10 protein-coding genes are annotated in these 15,449 nt (G+C 59.8%); 6 read left to right on the forward strand and 4 right to left on the reverse strand.

The annotated features are described in order from the left end of the window. Positions 1–52: 52 nt before the first annotated feature. Positions 53–535 carry a thioredoxin family protein gene (locus tag ABIQ96_RS05370; RefSeq protein ID WP_348213529.1) on the forward strand — a complete coding sequence of 161 codons (483 nt, stop codon included), beginning with the start codon at positions 53–55 and terminating at the stop codon, positions 533–535. A 230-nt stretch (positions 536–765) separates the two neighbouring features. Next, complete coding sequence (locus ABIQ96_RS05375; protein ID WP_348213530.1) at positions 766–5,406, forward strand: autotransporter-associated beta strand repeat-containing protein; 4,641 nt, start codon at positions 766–768, stop codon at positions 5,404–5,406. Here ABIQ96_RS05375 and ABIQ96_RS05380 read toward each other — a convergent pair. Both ABIQ96_RS05380 and ABIQ96_RS05385 read right to left on the reverse strand, forming a co-directional pair. After that, positions 5,382–7,361, reverse strand: coding sequence for a DUF455 family protein (locus ABIQ96_RS05380; protein ID WP_348213531.1), 1,980 nt, complete (start codon positions 7,359–7,361; stop codon positions 5,382–5,384). The genes ABIQ96_RS05375 and ABIQ96_RS05380 overlap by 25 nt on opposite strands. A gap of 148 nt (positions 7,362–7,509) precedes the next feature. Continuing rightward, entirely contained in the window at positions 7,510–8,808 is a 1,299-nt protein-coding gene (locus ABIQ96_RS05385) for a hypothetical protein (RefSeq protein WP_348213532.1), read from the reverse strand. Between the two features lie 179 nt (positions 8,809–8,987). Here ABIQ96_RS05385 and ABIQ96_RS05390 point away from each other — a divergent pair, with 179 nt between their 5' ends. Next, complete coding sequence (locus ABIQ96_RS05390) at positions 8,988–9,908, forward strand: SRPBCC family protein (RefSeq protein ID WP_348213533.1); 921 nt, start codon at positions 8,988–8,990, stop codon at positions 9,906–9,908. Between the two features lie 44 nt (positions 9,909–9,952). On the opposite strand, the gene ABIQ96_RS05395 is transcribed toward ABIQ96_RS05390, so the two are convergent. Next, positions 9,953–10,978 carry an alpha/beta hydrolase gene (locus tag ABIQ96_RS05395; protein WP_348213534.1) on the reverse strand — a complete coding sequence of 342 codons (1,026 nt, stop codon included), beginning with the start codon at positions 10,976–10,978 and terminating at the stop codon, positions 9,953–9,955. Positions 10,979–11,061: 83 nt separating this feature from the next. Further along, the gene (locus ABIQ96_RS05400; RefSeq protein WP_348213535.1) at positions 11,062–11,238 is read right to left on the reverse strand and encodes a hypothetical protein; all 177 of its coding nucleotides are present in this window, start codon (positions 11,236–11,238) and stop codon (positions 11,062–11,064) included. A gap of 112 nt (positions 11,239–11,350) precedes the next feature. On the opposite strand from ABIQ96_RS05400, the gene ABIQ96_RS05405 reads away from it, so the two are divergent. From ABIQ96_RS05405 to ABIQ96_RS05415, 3 genes are all read left to right on the forward strand, one after another. After that, on the forward strand, positions 11,351–14,092 hold the full coding sequence (locus ABIQ96_RS05405; protein WP_348213536.1) for a class I tRNA ligase family protein: 2,742 nt from the start codon (positions 11,351–11,353) through the stop codon (positions 14,090–14,092). An 86-nt stretch (positions 14,093–14,178) separates the two neighbouring features. Beyond that, positions 14,179–14,658 (forward strand): hypothetical protein, encoded by a 480-nt coding sequence (locus ABIQ96_RS05410; protein ID WP_348213537.1) that lies wholly within the window; start codon positions 14,179–14,181, stop codon positions 14,656–14,658. A gap of 89 nt (positions 14,659–14,747) precedes the next feature. Next, complete coding sequence (locus ABIQ96_RS05415) at positions 14,748–15,443, forward strand: SDR family oxidoreductase (RefSeq protein ID WP_348213538.1); 696 nt, start codon at positions 14,748–14,750, stop codon at positions 15,441–15,443. The last annotated feature ends 6 nt before the right edge of the window (positions 15,444–15,449 follow it).

Raw genomic sequence — 15,449 nt, forward strand, 5'->3', positions numbered from 1 at the left:
AACCTGGCGAAAAAAATTTTGAATAATGCCACCTTCCGCGACACTTATGGGCATGACGAAAGCATTCCACTGGTTCGCCTCCCTCGCGATCGGCGTCGCCGCGCTCAGCGCTCCCGCCTTTGCCAAGGCCCCCGATGGCTGGTCCACGGATCTTGAAAAAGCGTTTGTCCAAGCAAAGGCCGAAAACAAGCCGATCCTCCTCGAATTCACCGGCTCCACCTGGTGTCCTCAATGCGTCATCATGACCAAGAACGTGTTCTCGAAAAAGGAATTCGTGGACGCCGCAAAGAAGAAGTTCATTCTGGTGGAACTCGATATTCCGTTCGGCGGCGTCACCAAAGACGAGACCGGGGAGGATGTTGAGGACAAGAACACGAAGTATGTGAAGCAGTACTCAGTGAACGAGTTCCCCCACGTCATTCTCATCAAGCCCGACGGCAAGGAATTCACCCGCTTCTTCGCGGTGGACTATCCGAAAATCGATCTCTTTCTCAAACATCTCGACGAGGCGCTTGTGAAAAAGGACCTCGATTGATTTTCCCGACCTTCTCAATCACCCACCCCGCCCGGCTTCACGCCGCGGCGGGGTTTTTTCGTTTCATTTGCTGCCAAAGCGGGGGGTGGAAACCGCTTGGATTTCAACATCATTTGCAGAAGACCGGATATACGGCTTTAGTCTTTGGGTGATAAAAATGTGATGCCAAAACGGGCTGCTCGTGGGAATCGCCCATCTTGCTAGGAAATCCATCGGCCCGAATCACCCCTATGAATATTCGTCCCCTGATCATTCAGTTGAGCGGTCGCGTCGCTGTCGCTTCTGTTTCCTCGTGCCAATTTCTAGGTTACCACGCAGCGCAAACCACGGCGGTGGCATTTTTTTGCGCATGCCTCGCGGCAGTCCCGGCCGTTGCCCAGCCCGCATTTCCCGGTGCCATGGGTTTGGGAGCCGCCGCCACAGGAGGGCGCGGCGGCTCGGTCTATCACGTCACCAACCTGAATGATTCCGGCACCGGATCGCTCCGTGATGCGGTGGGCACGGCGGGGCGCATCGTGGTTTTCGATGTCGGCGGTTATATCACGCTGGCCAGCAAGCTATCCATCAAGAGCAACATCACCCTCGCCGGGCAGACCGCGCCCGGCGGCGGGATCGGCATCAAAGGACGCGCCTCCTCCACCAACGATTCCAGCAACATCATCATCCGCCACATGCGGTTCCGCCCCGGCGCGGATTCGCCAAACGAGGACAACGGCCTCAGCCTCACCAACGGCAAAAATACCATCCTCGACCACATCTCGGTGGAGTTCGCGAACTGGAACAATCTCAGCGGGACCTCCGACAATTGGCAGACGAAACCCGTCAAGGACATCACCGTTCAAAATTCCATCGTCGCCAACCCGACCTATCAGCAATTCGGCGGGCACATCGAGTGCGTCGAGGGGACATGGACCTGGATCCGCAACATCTGGGCCAACGGCCACGGACGCCAACCGATGGCGAAGGTCCACACGATTTTCGTCAACAACGTCATCTACGATTACGAATCCTCCTACAACGCCCACAGCGGAACCGCCTTCAAACATGACGTGATCAACAACTACTGGATCCGCGCGGCGAATGGCGGCAACGAGTATTTCCAGACCTCCAGCAACCAAAGCTTCTACGTCAGCGGAAACCTGCTAGACACGAACAAGGACGGAACTCTGAACGGCAGCGGGATCGGCATGCCGGGTGGCGCGATCGCACTTGCCTCGCCGTGGTCGCCAACCACCAGCACCATTCCCACGCTCACCCCGGCCGCCGCTTACAAACAGAACGTCTCGACCGCCGGAGCACTCCCGCGCGACGAGGTGGATTCCCTGGTTGTCAGCCAAGTCAAAACGTTGGGCAGCGGACCCGCCGGGAAAACGGCGGGCACCATCGGCGACCTCTACACCCACGAGAATCAGACCGGCTTGGGAAATGGCGGACTCGGCACACTGGCTTCCGGATCGGCACCCGTAGACACCGACCGCGACGGCATGCCGAACGCTTATGAAACCGCGCTCGGGTGGAATGCAGCCAGCATCGACCACAACACGGCACTCGCTAACAACGGATCCATCGTGACCGGCACGACCTTTCTGCCTAACAATTCCCCGTCCGGCTACACGCGAATGGACGAGTATCTCCACTTCATGTCGGAGCCACACGCCACGATGTCGAAAAACACCGCCCTCTTGCCGACCTCGATCGACGTGGACCTGCGATCCTACACGGGTGGTTTCACCGCGTCGCCGACATTTGCCGTCAGCAATGTGATCGGCGGAGCAGTGACTCTATCAGGCACGGGCAACGCACTCATGCATTTCGTGCCGACGGTGGACACTGCGGGCCGCGCGAAATTTGACTTCACCGTGACTGATTCGGCAGGCACCTCGTGGGTCCAGACGTTCAACGTGCTCGTCGCCTCGACCGGCCTGCCGCACGATCTCTCGTGGGTCGGCAACGGCACGACCAATCCGTGGGACACCTCCTCGGCCCTCTGGCATTACGGCGCCGCGGCGGCGACATTTGCCGCAGGCGACAACGCGCTCTTTGCCGACGGCGGGTCATCCTCACCGCAAGTCAATCTCACGAGCACTCTCGTCGCCGGAGCGGTCACGGTGGCTTCCGCACAGAACTATACGTTCGGCGGCACGGGCGCGCTCACTGCAGGGCCGCTGGTGAAAAGCGGCTCCGGTTCACTCACCCTCGCCAACACCACCGCGAACAGCTTTGCCAGCGTCGATCTCGATGAAGGCACGCTCACCTTGCCAAGCATCACTGCGGCGGGCTCCGCGCCCATCTCCCTCACCAGCGGCACTCTCGTTTTTTCGCCACCGGCCAATCTAACTATTTCGAACCCGCTCGCCATCGACGGCGAGGCGACGATCAGTGTCACCACTCAGCACAATCACGGAGCCGCGTGGTCAGGCACCGGAACAGCCAATGTCAACGCAACCGCCCTCTGGACGCTAACCGGCAACACTTCGGCCTTCGCAGGCAGGGTGAATCTCGGTGCGACTTCAAGCAACCTGCGGCTCTTCGGCAGCCTCGGCAGCCCGCTCGCCGACTGGGACCTCGGCACCGGATCGGGCAAACTTTACAACCGCAACGGCAATGTGACCATTGATCTGGGCTCGCTAGCCGGTGGTCCTAACACCCAGCTTCTCGGTGCCGGGAGCGTGGACATCGCAAGCACCTATTCGATCGGCGCGCTTGGCGGAAGCATGACGTTTTCCGGAAGCATCAAGGATGGCACTTTCGGTCCTTCAGCAAAAACCAACATCATTAAAACCGGCAGCGGCGCGCTCACGCTAACAGGAACGAACACCTTCACCGGCACCACGGCGGTGAATCAAGGAAAGCTTCTGGTCCCCGGCACGCTCCCGAGTTCCGCGGTCACCATTGCCAGCGGTGCGACCCTCGCCGCGAACGCCGTCACCGGCACCGTCGCGAACAGCGCAGGCGGAATCCTTTCGCCGGGCGCGGCGGCTTCAGCTCCCGTCGTGATGAATGTCGGTGCCGGCCTCACGCTCAACAACCCCACGATCTACATGGACATGGCGAACACCCCTGCGGGCGTGAGCGATAAAATCGTGATGAGCAGCGGCACGCTGGCGCTGACCGGAGCGATCAATTTTCAATTCCTGCCCCTCACCGGGCCGCTCGGGGCAGGCACCTACGATCTCGTCATCGGCGCAACCAACAGCTCCGCGAGCAGTGTGACGATGACCCACAATTTTCCAACGGGCACGCGCCAGACATTCAGCCTATCCCGTCCCTCGGCGGGTTCAAATCCCAGCTACATCCGCCTCGTCGTCGCAAACGACGCAGGCACCCTGGCTTGGACCGGTGCCGGCAGCGGAATCTGGGACCTCAACACCACTGCTAACAACTGGCTCCTCGGTGCGGCCTCCGCGAATTTCTACAACCTCGACACGGTGAATTTCACCGACGCGTCCGCCATTGGCACCGTCAACCTAACCGGAACATTGGCTCCCTACCTTGCCACCGTTTCGAACTCCGCCACCGCCTACACCTTCTCCGGCAGCGGCGTGCTTGGTGGTGCCGCGATGTTGTCGAAAACCGGCGCGGGCACACTCACCATCGGCGGCACCGGCATCCACACCTTCACCGGTGGAACCACGCTAACGGCCGGCACGCTCATGCTCGATACCGCGGTCGCCACACCACTCGGCACCGGCGTGGTAAATGTGAACGGCGGCACGCTGCATTTGGGTGTCGCCCGCTCGGTGCCGAACTCCGTCGTTTTCAGCGGAACCAGCGTCGTGGCTTCCACCAGTGGCAACGTAAGCTTGGTCAGCAATACCGCTAACAGAATGTCCGGCGACGCGAATTCCGTGATCAATTGCTCCATCCCCTCCAACCTCTTAACGATCCAGGGTCCGATGGACAGCTTCCTCGGCACGATCAACATGGGCACCAGCGCCGGCACCTTGCGGCTCAACGGCAACATCAACGCCACCTACGGCAGCCCCACCGCCGCCTTCGACCTTGGCACGGGCATCGCCAAGCTCTGCAACCGCAATGGCGACATCACCGTCGAATTCGGAGCCATCAGCGGCGGGTCTAACACCACCCTCCAAGGCCGCCAGAGCGGCAGCACCGCGACCTCCACCAGCACCTATCTCATCGGCGGAAGAAACACGGACGCTGTCTTTGCCGGCCACATCGACAGCGGCGGCGACCAGACCGGACTGTATATCGTCAAAGTCGGTACCGGCACCTGGACGCTCAGCGGCACATCGAGCTACACCGGCACGCTCACCGCGCAACAGGGCCGCGTCATCCTCTCCGGCCCGCTGACATGCAGCGGCACCACGGAGGTGCTCGCCGGCGCCATCATCCAGCTCGGCAATACTCTCACCACCGAGGAAATGATCGTCGCAGCCGGCGGACAGCTCACAGGCGTCGGCACCGTCGCGGGCGACCTCACTAACAACGGCACCGTGAACTGCACCGGTCCGCTCACCGTCACCGGCGACGTCACCAACAACGGCCTCATGCGCCTCACCGGCGGCGCGGCCCTCAACGCCAATGGCGCGTTCATCAACAACGGCACGCTCGACCTCCTCACCGGCGGGCAATCGCTTCCCGCGAATTTTGTGAACCACGGCGTCGTGCTCGATAGTTCGCTCGTCCGTTGCACCAGCGCGTCGAGGAGTGGCGTGACTTTCACTGCGACCATCCAAGGCTATCCCGGACACGTCTATCAATTTCAGCGTGCCAATTCGCTTTCGCCTGCCAACTGGATCAACGTCGGCTCTCCACAAAGTCCGGCGACCAACAATCAGACGCTGACCTTCACCGATCCATCCGCGACCGGAACGCAGTGTTTCTATCGCATCACACTGACACCGTGATCTCCGGCCGCAGTTGGCTGCCAGTGAGCCAGAAAGGTGATGGCGCTGGCGGGGTCATTGAGAAAAATTCCGGACCCCGACGCCAGCACGGCAAGATCCGCATATGTTAGATCCTGCCGGCGCAGCAGGCGCAGGCTGCCACCGCTGCTGCCGGGGCGGCGTTTCATCCATTCCCACGCGATGCGACCCATCGACAGACGCACGTTCATTTCCACCACCGGCTTGAGCGCGAGCGAGCCGTCCGCACGGCGGTGAACCATGGCATCGACACACAACGGACCAATATAGCCGGGAAGCAAATCGGGGAGGAGATTCGGAATTTTATCCTGATAGATCTCCATGACGCCCGCCTCGCGGAAGAGGAAGGCGGCGATTTCCGGATCCAGCATCGTCCCCCATTTCGGGCTGACGCGGATGCCGAGGAAACGTCCCGCAGCATCGTTTTCCATTCGTGTTAGGCCAACAAGCGAAATCACACCGCCGGGCTTCATCTCGTAGAGCGCGGAGAAATCCAGCACCCGGTCCAACCATGGCTCGACAACGACCGAACCATGGCTGGCGAGAATGTTGTCGATCCAGCCGAGGGTTTTCGCCGGATCGCCCGCGACGTTCACCCGCAGGTGCCCGCGGCCGGCGTGGGACATCGGGGCTTTGAGAAGAGCTTGGCCGGTCGTGAGGTGGTGGTCAATTTCCGCTAGAATGGAGACGGCATCGCGAAACAGCACGCCTGTTTCCGACACCGGACCGAGCGCCTGTTCGACACGCAGGCCGATCTCCTTCGAGAACCATTCCGAGGGCAACGCCTCGCGCCATGGCTGATCCATGTTCGGCGAAACATCGTCCGCGTAAGGACGGAGTTGTTCCACCGCGTCTGGCGACCATGCCCACGGCCGCAGTCCGCCGAGCTTGCGACCCGCCGGGCTGCCGACGGTTAGAATTTCGGGCAGTTCATAGCCGGCATTTTTCAGTCGCGTGAGATGATCGATCGACGGCGGGCGGCGCATCAGCACCGCATCGTCACGACGGCAGCAGCCTAACAACAGTGCCTCCAGATCGTTCTCAAGAGCGAACGCTGTCTTGTCCGGCTGCCACGGTTTCCCGATCATCGCGGCGCGGGCGTGGGACTCGGCGTTCGGGTTGAACCAATGAACGACCGGCGTGCGCCCGCGCGAGTGCTCGCAGACTTCCAGATGGCGGATGAAATCGTCATCCAATCCGGCAAGGCGGCGGCTTTCCGCATTGAAAGGTGCGAGGCCCTTTGCCCGCGCGGGAGTGAGTGGAAAATGCAGACAGCGGCGATAGCCCTGCCAATCGGTCTCGCCCCGCTTTTTCCAACGACGGAACCATTTCAAGCCGTGGCCGACATGGCCAATCTCGTCGAGATGGATTTTTTCCAACACCGCCGCCGTCGCGGTATCGCCGACCTGGCGGAACAGCCCCGCATAGTGTTTAGAAAAATCCAGATTCGCCTGCTCGAATGTTAGGTTGAGCCGCGTGACGAAATCCAGCGGTGTTTCCATCGGTGCGACGAGCCGCCAGAAATGATCGTTCACCGGCAGTTCGCCGAACGCGATGCCGCACTCCTTCATCCGGCGGACATACATCAGCGCGTGCGCCTGCTCCTCACGCATCGCTTCATAGACTCCGGCCCGGTATTCCTTCGGCGCATCCGGAAAACGCAGCAACACCAGCGCCATCAGCTCGGCAGCTAACAGTTCGTGGTTCGCCAGGAAATGCAGCATCACCCCGCGTTCGCGATCATCGTCCAAACGGTGGATGCCGGGGAAATCCACGCGCACGCCGTCGCCCCGCACTCGGAGTTCCTGCGGCCGGCCCGGAGCATCCGGCAGGGCGATCGCCGGGCCCGGAGCATGGTCGGCCGCACCGGTCGGCCCGAGCCGCAGTTTTTCCTCAAGCGTGTCCGCAAACAACACCCGCTCCGCGATTTCCCTCATCTGGCTCACAGCGGAATGATGCCGCGGACAGGAGAATCCGCACGCATCGAATGAAGGAATCGAACGCCGGAACATCGAATTGAAACCTCGCGACCCCATTTACACCGGGATCCTTCAAATTCACCACCGGGCGACCGTGACGGCCATCTCATGGACTGATAGAGTTCGCCGGTTCGAGGATCTCCATGCGGTAATAATGAGAAACTTCCGCTGGTGACGACGGTAGCAATACATCTCCATCCATGGTTTCTGTGGACTGCACCGGCGTCCACGCGGCCAGGTCCGGCGATTTCCAAATGCGATAGTCCAGCAGGCCATCCTTCTGCCAGATGAGTCGCTGGGATTGGGTCCCGGCAAGATCGAGCGTCGGGACGTCCCTTCCCTCTCTTGCATTCTTCACCGCGAGAAAGAAATGGTTCCATGCCAGCAATGGGGCCGCATTCGCTGCCGCGAGTATGTCGGCTCCGTAAAGTTCGACATACGTCGAGCGGTAATTCCTCCACGCATGCCTGATCCCGGTAACCGGGGTGCCGCTGGCGATTTCCACTGGCAACGACTCTCCGGCGCGAAGCGTCCACGGACGCAGGGCTTGGAACATGACATAGGTTTGTGGCGATGCCGTGTGGAGGAGCAAACCGAGAGTATCAGTCCGAGGTCCGGCATCGCTCAAAGTTTCCTGGAAGTAACCCAAGGTTGGTTTCCCTGGGACATTGAACTCCATCTGCAGCCGTTCGAAGATCGCCTGATCCAACGGAATGCCCGCTTCATTATCCGACATCGCAAATATCGGAAAGAATCCGAATTTCCCGGAAAACGCGGAACGGCTGGTCGTGACTGAATCGACAACCGCCTGACTGAAACGGGCGCGGGTGTAGCCCGGATGGTTGACCAGTGTGTTTGATAATTCGCGCAGTCCCTGAAGGCCGACAATGGACGAGTCCACCGACTCGAGCGAGGGATGATCCGCAACGCGCCACGACGTGCCGGGGACCGTGTGATTGGCCAATGCCGTGATCATCGCCTGATAGGCAGCAAGTGCGAGCGTATCCCAAGGGAGCGGCTGGACCCCACCTTGGTTGGGATTCGGGTTGGTCCAGGTGGTAATGCCCGGCAGAGCCATTAGATAGTCCGGCGCCTTGTTGATGAATATTTCCAAGGTCATCCTCTTGCCGCGGGCACGCAGCTCCTCGAGCGTGGTGTCCAGGCGGGAGAAATTGTATTCGACCGCCTGCGTGGAGGAATTCCATGTCTCAATGTCGGTCCACGGCACCCGCAGCGTATAGCCGGCCACGTGGGGCAGGTCGAACTTCGCAACTTCACCAACAACCGCGTGCGTGTCGCCAATCACGAAAATACCCGCCGGGCCTGCCGGTGCGGCGGAGGAAACCGCGAGACATGAAGCTGCCGCGATCGCAAAGAAGGTGATTGGATTCAGGGGGGTCATCATTGGCATCAGACTATCAATTCGGGTCGCGCAAAAAAGTTGCTCTCCTTTCGTCAACTTACGCAATAAAGCGGATATTCCGGCCACCGGACTCAGAAAAAGGCCTCTGCCGGAAAGATGCGGGATCAAGCCCAATTGTCTCGTCATTTCCCCGGCTGACCGGTAATGGAATCTCCATCATCATGCCAAAGTTCCAGGTCCACAAATCCATTTTCGTCGAATCACCGGTGAAGCGGGTTTACGACTCCGTCCGCGATTTCAAGCAATGGCCCGCATGGTCGCCGTGGCTGATCGCCGAGCCGGACAGCCGTATGGACTACTCCGCCGATGGAAAAAGCTACGCGTGGGATGGAAAGATCACGGGCAGCGGCGAGATGAAAATCATCGGCGAGAACCCCCAGACCATCGACTATCAGCTCACGTTTCTCAAGCCGTGGAAATCGGTGAACTCAGCGCGATTCCTCTTCGCTGATAGAAATGGCGGCACCGAGGTGACCTGGACGATGGAAGGTTCGCTGCCGTTTTTCATGTTCTGGATGAAGTCGATGATGGCCGGCTACGTGGGTGCCGACTATCAGCGCGGGCTGATGATGCTGAAGGCGGTCATCGAAACCGGATCGAATCCCTCGAAGCTGGATTTCATCGGCTTGAAATCATTTCCAGGATTCCACTACGTCGGCGTGAAAACCCGCTGCCCGATTGCCGACATCGCGGCCAACATGCAGCGGGACATGGCGAAACTAACGCAATGGCTGGGAACCAGCGGCCACCAGCCATCCGGAAAACCCTTCAGCATCTGCCACAAATGGGATCTCGGCAAAGGCACTACCGACTACACGCTGGCGTTTCCGTTCACCACCACGCCCACAGGTCTATCCAATGATTTCGTTTCGGGCGCGGTCCCGGCGTGCAAGGTCTATCAAGTCCGCCACACCGGCCCCTATCGTTTTCTCGGAAATGCATGGGCCGCCGGAGTGATGCACGGCAGGGCGAAGGTTTACACGCCGGACAAGAAGATCGATGCCTTTGAGGTTTACGAGAACGATCCGACCGCCGTTCCGGAGAACGAACTCGTCACCATACTGCATTTCCCGGTGAAATAGCGGCCGTTTCGCCTTGGATCCGCGCAGAGTGCGGTTGACGGCCTTCACTTCGAAAGCCGCACCCTGTCGCCGCCTTTCACACCAAGGATCTTGGCGGCGTTGCCGCTGTTGATCGTGACGACGATCCAGCCGTTGGGTGTGAGATAGAGAGCGCCCTTGCCCTGCTCCGCATCGCTGCGGAAGCCGACCACTTTGACGGCGAGTTTGTTGGAGCCATTGGAAACAACGGCCTCATCACCAATCTTCAGTCCAAGAGCGAGGAGATCCGCGGCGACGAACGCGGACGAAATGTTGCCCCAAGACTCGGAGACGTTTCGAATGTCTCCTGACAAGCCGTCATCGTCCTTCTTCGCGGTGCTTGGCCGATCCGGAGGCGCGATGGTGCCGTTCTTTTCCTTCTCCGGAGGTTTTCCATCGATCCAATCGTTCACCGCAAGCACGGCCTGCAGGTTCTCGGCGTCCGACGTGTTGCAATGACCGTTGCGGCTCACCTCCCACAGCGCCGTCATTTCCAGTCCGGCCTTGCCGCGATAATGCTTCGGATGTGCCAGCTCATCCTGATTTGTTAGGAACAGGATCGGTACTTTCGGCTTCCATGAGAGCGAGTGGTTGAATTCCTCCCCCTGCCCTTCGCCCAGATAGGCACCGATGTTGACCACGCCCTGTACGCCATCCATCGCGCCTTCGGCGATGAGCGTGCCGATGAGGCCACCCATCGAATTTCCCATGACCACGCACCGCTTCACAGCTCCGTGTTTTTCCGCGATGTGATCGCGCAGCGCCTTGAGGTCGAGGATGGCGTCGTCAACGATCCATCCGTTGCGGCGGTAGCTGGTGATGGCGACGGCCCAGCCCTGCTTGAGTAGCGGAGCGGTGAAATCGTCAGAGGTCTCGAGATCCGCGCCGAGCGCCGCGTTTTCCGGCCGAAAGCCGTGCGCGATGAGCACCAGCCTGCCCTGCCAGGAATCCGGGGTGGCGATGGTGAATTTCGCCCCGCCGATTTCCCCGCAGCTGATCTCGGAAGCGCGGATGGTCGCCAGGCACATCAGAACGAGGAACAGGACTTTCATGAAATCCAACCTAACCGACGAATCGCAGGAGAAGTAGCAAAAAAGCGGTTAAGAAATAGGGTCAAAGGAAGATCACGCTCCGGTCAGATCCCGTCTTCTTCCAAGATTTCCCGCACGTGTGACACCGTCTCTTTTTCTCCGCGGCTAGGGAGGAGGGAGACGCCGTTGCGTGTGGCGGCGGGAGTGGATCTGAGATGCTCCGGCCTGTTTGCGGCTCCCTCGGAGTCAGCTTTGTGGTCGTTGCGAGGGTTCTCGTTCATGGCGGAATGATGGAGTTGAAGCGGAATTCCCGCCAGAGGGTCAAGGTGGGGGCTCAGGGTTTTTCTTTTCATTGTGAACAAGACTCGCCACGTTCCGTCCCCTTTCCCGACCATGTCCGACGCCCGCAAACCATTCCCTTTCCGCGATTTCGAGCCCAAATGGCAAGCCCGCTGGGAGACCGAAAAAACCTTCCGCACCCCCGGTCCGGGCGATGCGGATTTCGACGCCTCGAAGCCGAAATACTACGTGCTCGACATGTTTCCCTACCCCAGCGGCGCGGGCCTGCACGTCGGCCATCCGGAAGGTTACACGGCCACGGACATCATCGGTCGTTACAAGCGGATGAAAGGCTTCAACGTCCTGCATCCAATGGGTTATGACTCTTTCGGTCTGCCGGCGGAGCAATACGCGATCAAGACCGGCCAGCATCCGGCGATCACCACGGCGGCGAACATCGAGAATTTCCGGCGGCAGTTGAAATCGCTCGGATTCGGCTACGATTGGGACCGCGAAATCGCCACGACCGACCCGGAATACGTCCGATGGACGCAGTGGATTTTTCTCCAGCTTTACGGCTCCTACTACGACGACGAGGCCGGAAAAGCGAAGCCCGTTTCCGAACTCGAAGCGAAGGGCTGGACCCGCGAGCAGATCGACGAAGTGCGTTTCGCCTACGTCGCGAACACGCCGGTCTGGTGGTCGCCGGACCTCGGCACCGTGCTAGCGAACGAGGAAGTCGAGGAGTGGAAATCGAAAGGCCACACCGTCGAACGCCGCCCGCTGCGCCAATGGATGCTGCGGATCACGAAATACGCCCAACGTCTGATCGACGAACTGGACACGCTCGATTGGCCGGAAGGCATCAAGCTGTTGCAGAAAAACTGGATCGGCCGCTCGGACGGCGCTTCCGTCCAGTTTGAGATTACAAATTTCAAATCTCAGATCGAAGTCTTCACCACCCGCCCCGACACCCTCTTCGGCGCGACCTACATGGTCATCGCACCCGAGCATCCGCTCGTCCCGGAAATCACCACCGCCGAACAAAAAGCCGCGGTCGAAGCCTATCAGAAAGCCTGTTCCTCGAAATCCGACATGGATCGAGGCGAGTTGAACAAAGACAAGTCCGGCGTCTTCACCGGTGCGTACGCGACGAATCCGGTGAACGGTGAGCAGATCCCGGTGTGGATCGCGGACTATGTGATGATGGGCTATGGCACAGGCGCGATCATGGCAGTGCCCGCGCATGACGAGCGGGACTTTGAGTTTGCAATCCAATATGGGCTTCCGAAAAAGGCAGTAGTTACCCCTGATCTGAAGTGGCTCAAACAGAACGGAGGCCACTTAGAAGTAGAAGTGATTGAGAATGAAACTCAACCGTCACTCAGTTGGACTTTCCCAGAGTTGATCGTCCAAGCTGAGAAAGAAGAGAGATTTAGGAAACAAGCGATCACGTTCTATCAAAATCAGGTTTCAAATTTCGCAACTGCATTCCCGGATCACGGCACGGCCATCAACTCCGGCTTCCTCGACGGCCTCCCCACCGCCGAAGCGAAAGCCAAGATGATCGACTGGCTGGAAACTAATAACAAAGGCAAGCGCCGCATCCAATACAAACTCCGCGACTGGCTTTTCTCCCGCCAGCGTTACTGGGGCGAACCATTCCCCATCACTTGGAAAGACGGCCATCACTTCGCCATTTCCGAAAGCGAACTTCCGCTGCTCGCGCCGCCGCTCGACGACTACAAACCGAGTGGCTCTCCCGAACCGATTCTCACCAAAGCCACCGCTTGGGTCGAGCTGCCGGACGGCTCACTGCGCGAAACGAACACCATGCCGCAATGGGCCGGCTCGTGCTGGTATTACCTGCGTTATTGCGATCCCGGAAACACTGGCCGCTTCATCTCCCTTGAAGCCGAGGCGTATTGGACATCTTCCAATCAACAATCATCAATCGACAATCATCAATCGGGAATGGTCGATCTCTACGTCGGTGGCACCGAACACGCCGTGCTGCATCTGTTGTACGCCCGCTTCTGGCACAAGGTCCTTTTCGACCTCGGGCACGTTAGAACGCCCGAGCCATTCCAGAAGCTGGTCAATCAAGGCCTCATCCTCGGTGAGGACGGCCAGAAAATGTCGAAATCCCGCGGCAACGTCGTCAACCCCGACGACGTCGTTTCCGAATACGGAGCCGACGCGCTGCGCCTTTATGAAATGTTCATGGGCCCGCTCGAACAGGTAAAGCCGTGGCAGATGAAAGGTGTTGAAGGCGTTTCCCGATTCCTCGCCCGCGTCTGGCGTGTCGCTTTCGACGAGCAGGAGAACGGTGAACTCACTATTTCCAGCAAGATCCAGGACTTCCCCTGCACCGACAAGGAACTGCTCCGCGTCGTCCACGAGACGATCAAGAAAGTCGGCGAGGACATCGAGAAACTCAGCTTCAACACAGCGATCTCGCAGATGATGATCTGCACCAACGCCTTCACCCAGGCGGCGGTCGTGCCGTTGAAGGAGTTCACGGAATTCCTCACCGTGCTCAATCCCTTCGCCCCGCACCTTGCGGAAGAGATCAACGCCCGCGTGGCGGCGATCACCGGTCGCCGCGCTCCCCAGCTCTCCGAATCCAACTGGCCCGCCTACGACGAAGCCGCGCTCGTTAGAAGCGAGATCGAACTCGTCGTGCAGGTGAACGGAAAACTCCGCGACCGCCTGATGGTGTCCAAGGACATCGACGAGGAAGGCGCGAAAGCCGCCGCCTTCGCCAGCAGCAAGGTGAGCGAACATCTCGAAGGCAAGACCATCCGCAAGATCGTCTTCATCCCCGGCAAGATCTTCAACATCGTCGCCAACTAACTGAGGAGTCCAAGCTTTAGCTTGTTCTTCGCAAGCAGCACATGGAAGACATGCTGAAGCTTGAACTCCTAACGAAACAGCCCATCATGAAAAACACGCCACTGTTAGTTCTCTCCGCCGCGTTAGGCCTTTGCATCGTTTCCTGCGTGGCACCGGACCCGGCCGCCGCCCGCAAGGACCTTGTGATAGAGCGGGAAAAGGAAGCGCAGTCCGCCACGCTGCCGCGCGTGATCACTCCGGGCTGGCATGTGCAGGGCGATGGCAAGCCGTTCCTCGATGTCACCGGTTACAGCCGCGTCGGCTATGTGAAGGACGGCTCGCCGAAGGATGTGGTGGAGGTTTTCTATCACGGCCAGGACAACCCGCGGGTCCGGACGGAGGATCAGGAATTCGTCACCGTCATGGGCCAAAAAATCCAGACCTACGGCTCCGGCAACGAAGACCCCGCCTTCGCCACCCAGCCGATCCTGCTCACCGCGCCGAACGGGAAATCCGCCTACTACTCGTTCCAATTCAACAACGAGCACCTCTACAAATCCCGCCAGATCCCCGAGTTCGGCTGGTGAGGAGTAGTGCTACGGGGCACTGGCCCCGCATTTCCTTGGGAGAGAAAATCACCACCTTGACCGGGGAGGATTGCCACCCAGATTCCGGGATGCCAAGAAGCTATCTCCTCATCGGCGGAAATTCAGGGATCGGCGCGGCCACCGCGCGCCTGCTGGTTTCCGCCGGGCACAGCATCACCGCCGCCGCCCGGACGGCCGGGCCGCTCGCCGGGATGGGAATTTCCGTGCAGCCATTCGATGCTTTGTCCCCGGGGTCGCTGGATCTTCCCGAGGTGCTCGACGGGCTGATCTACTTTCCCGGCAGCATCACCCTGAAACCGTTCCACCGCCTAACGGCTGCGGATTTCCTGCATGACTATCAGGTGAACTGCCTGGGAGCGGTCCATGCGATCCAAGCCGCGTTGCCCGCCATGAATGCCGCGCCGAGCGCCTCGGTAGTGCTTTTTTCCACGGTGGCCGTGGCGCAGGGCATGTCGTTCCATGCCTCGATTTCCGCCGCGAAAGGCGCGGTCGAGGGTCTCGCGCTTTCCCTCGCCGCCGAACTCGCTTCGAAGATCCGCGTGAATGTGATCGCCCCCTCGCTGACCGCCACCCCACTCGCGGAAAACTTGCTGAATACCGATGCGAAACGCGAGGCCGCGGCGAAACGTCACCCGCTCCAACAAATCGGCGATCCCGAGGATATCGCGAAACTCGCCGCTTTCCTGCTTTCCGAAGAATCGAAATTCATGACCGGCCAGATCCTCCGCCCGGACGGCGGGCTGTCATCGGTCCGCACCTTCTAGCAGGAT

Source organism: Luteolibacter sp., assembly GCF_039920825.1.
Lineage (GTDB): Bacteria > Verrucomicrobiota > Verrucomicrobiia > Verrucomicrobiales > Akkermansiaceae > Luteolibacter.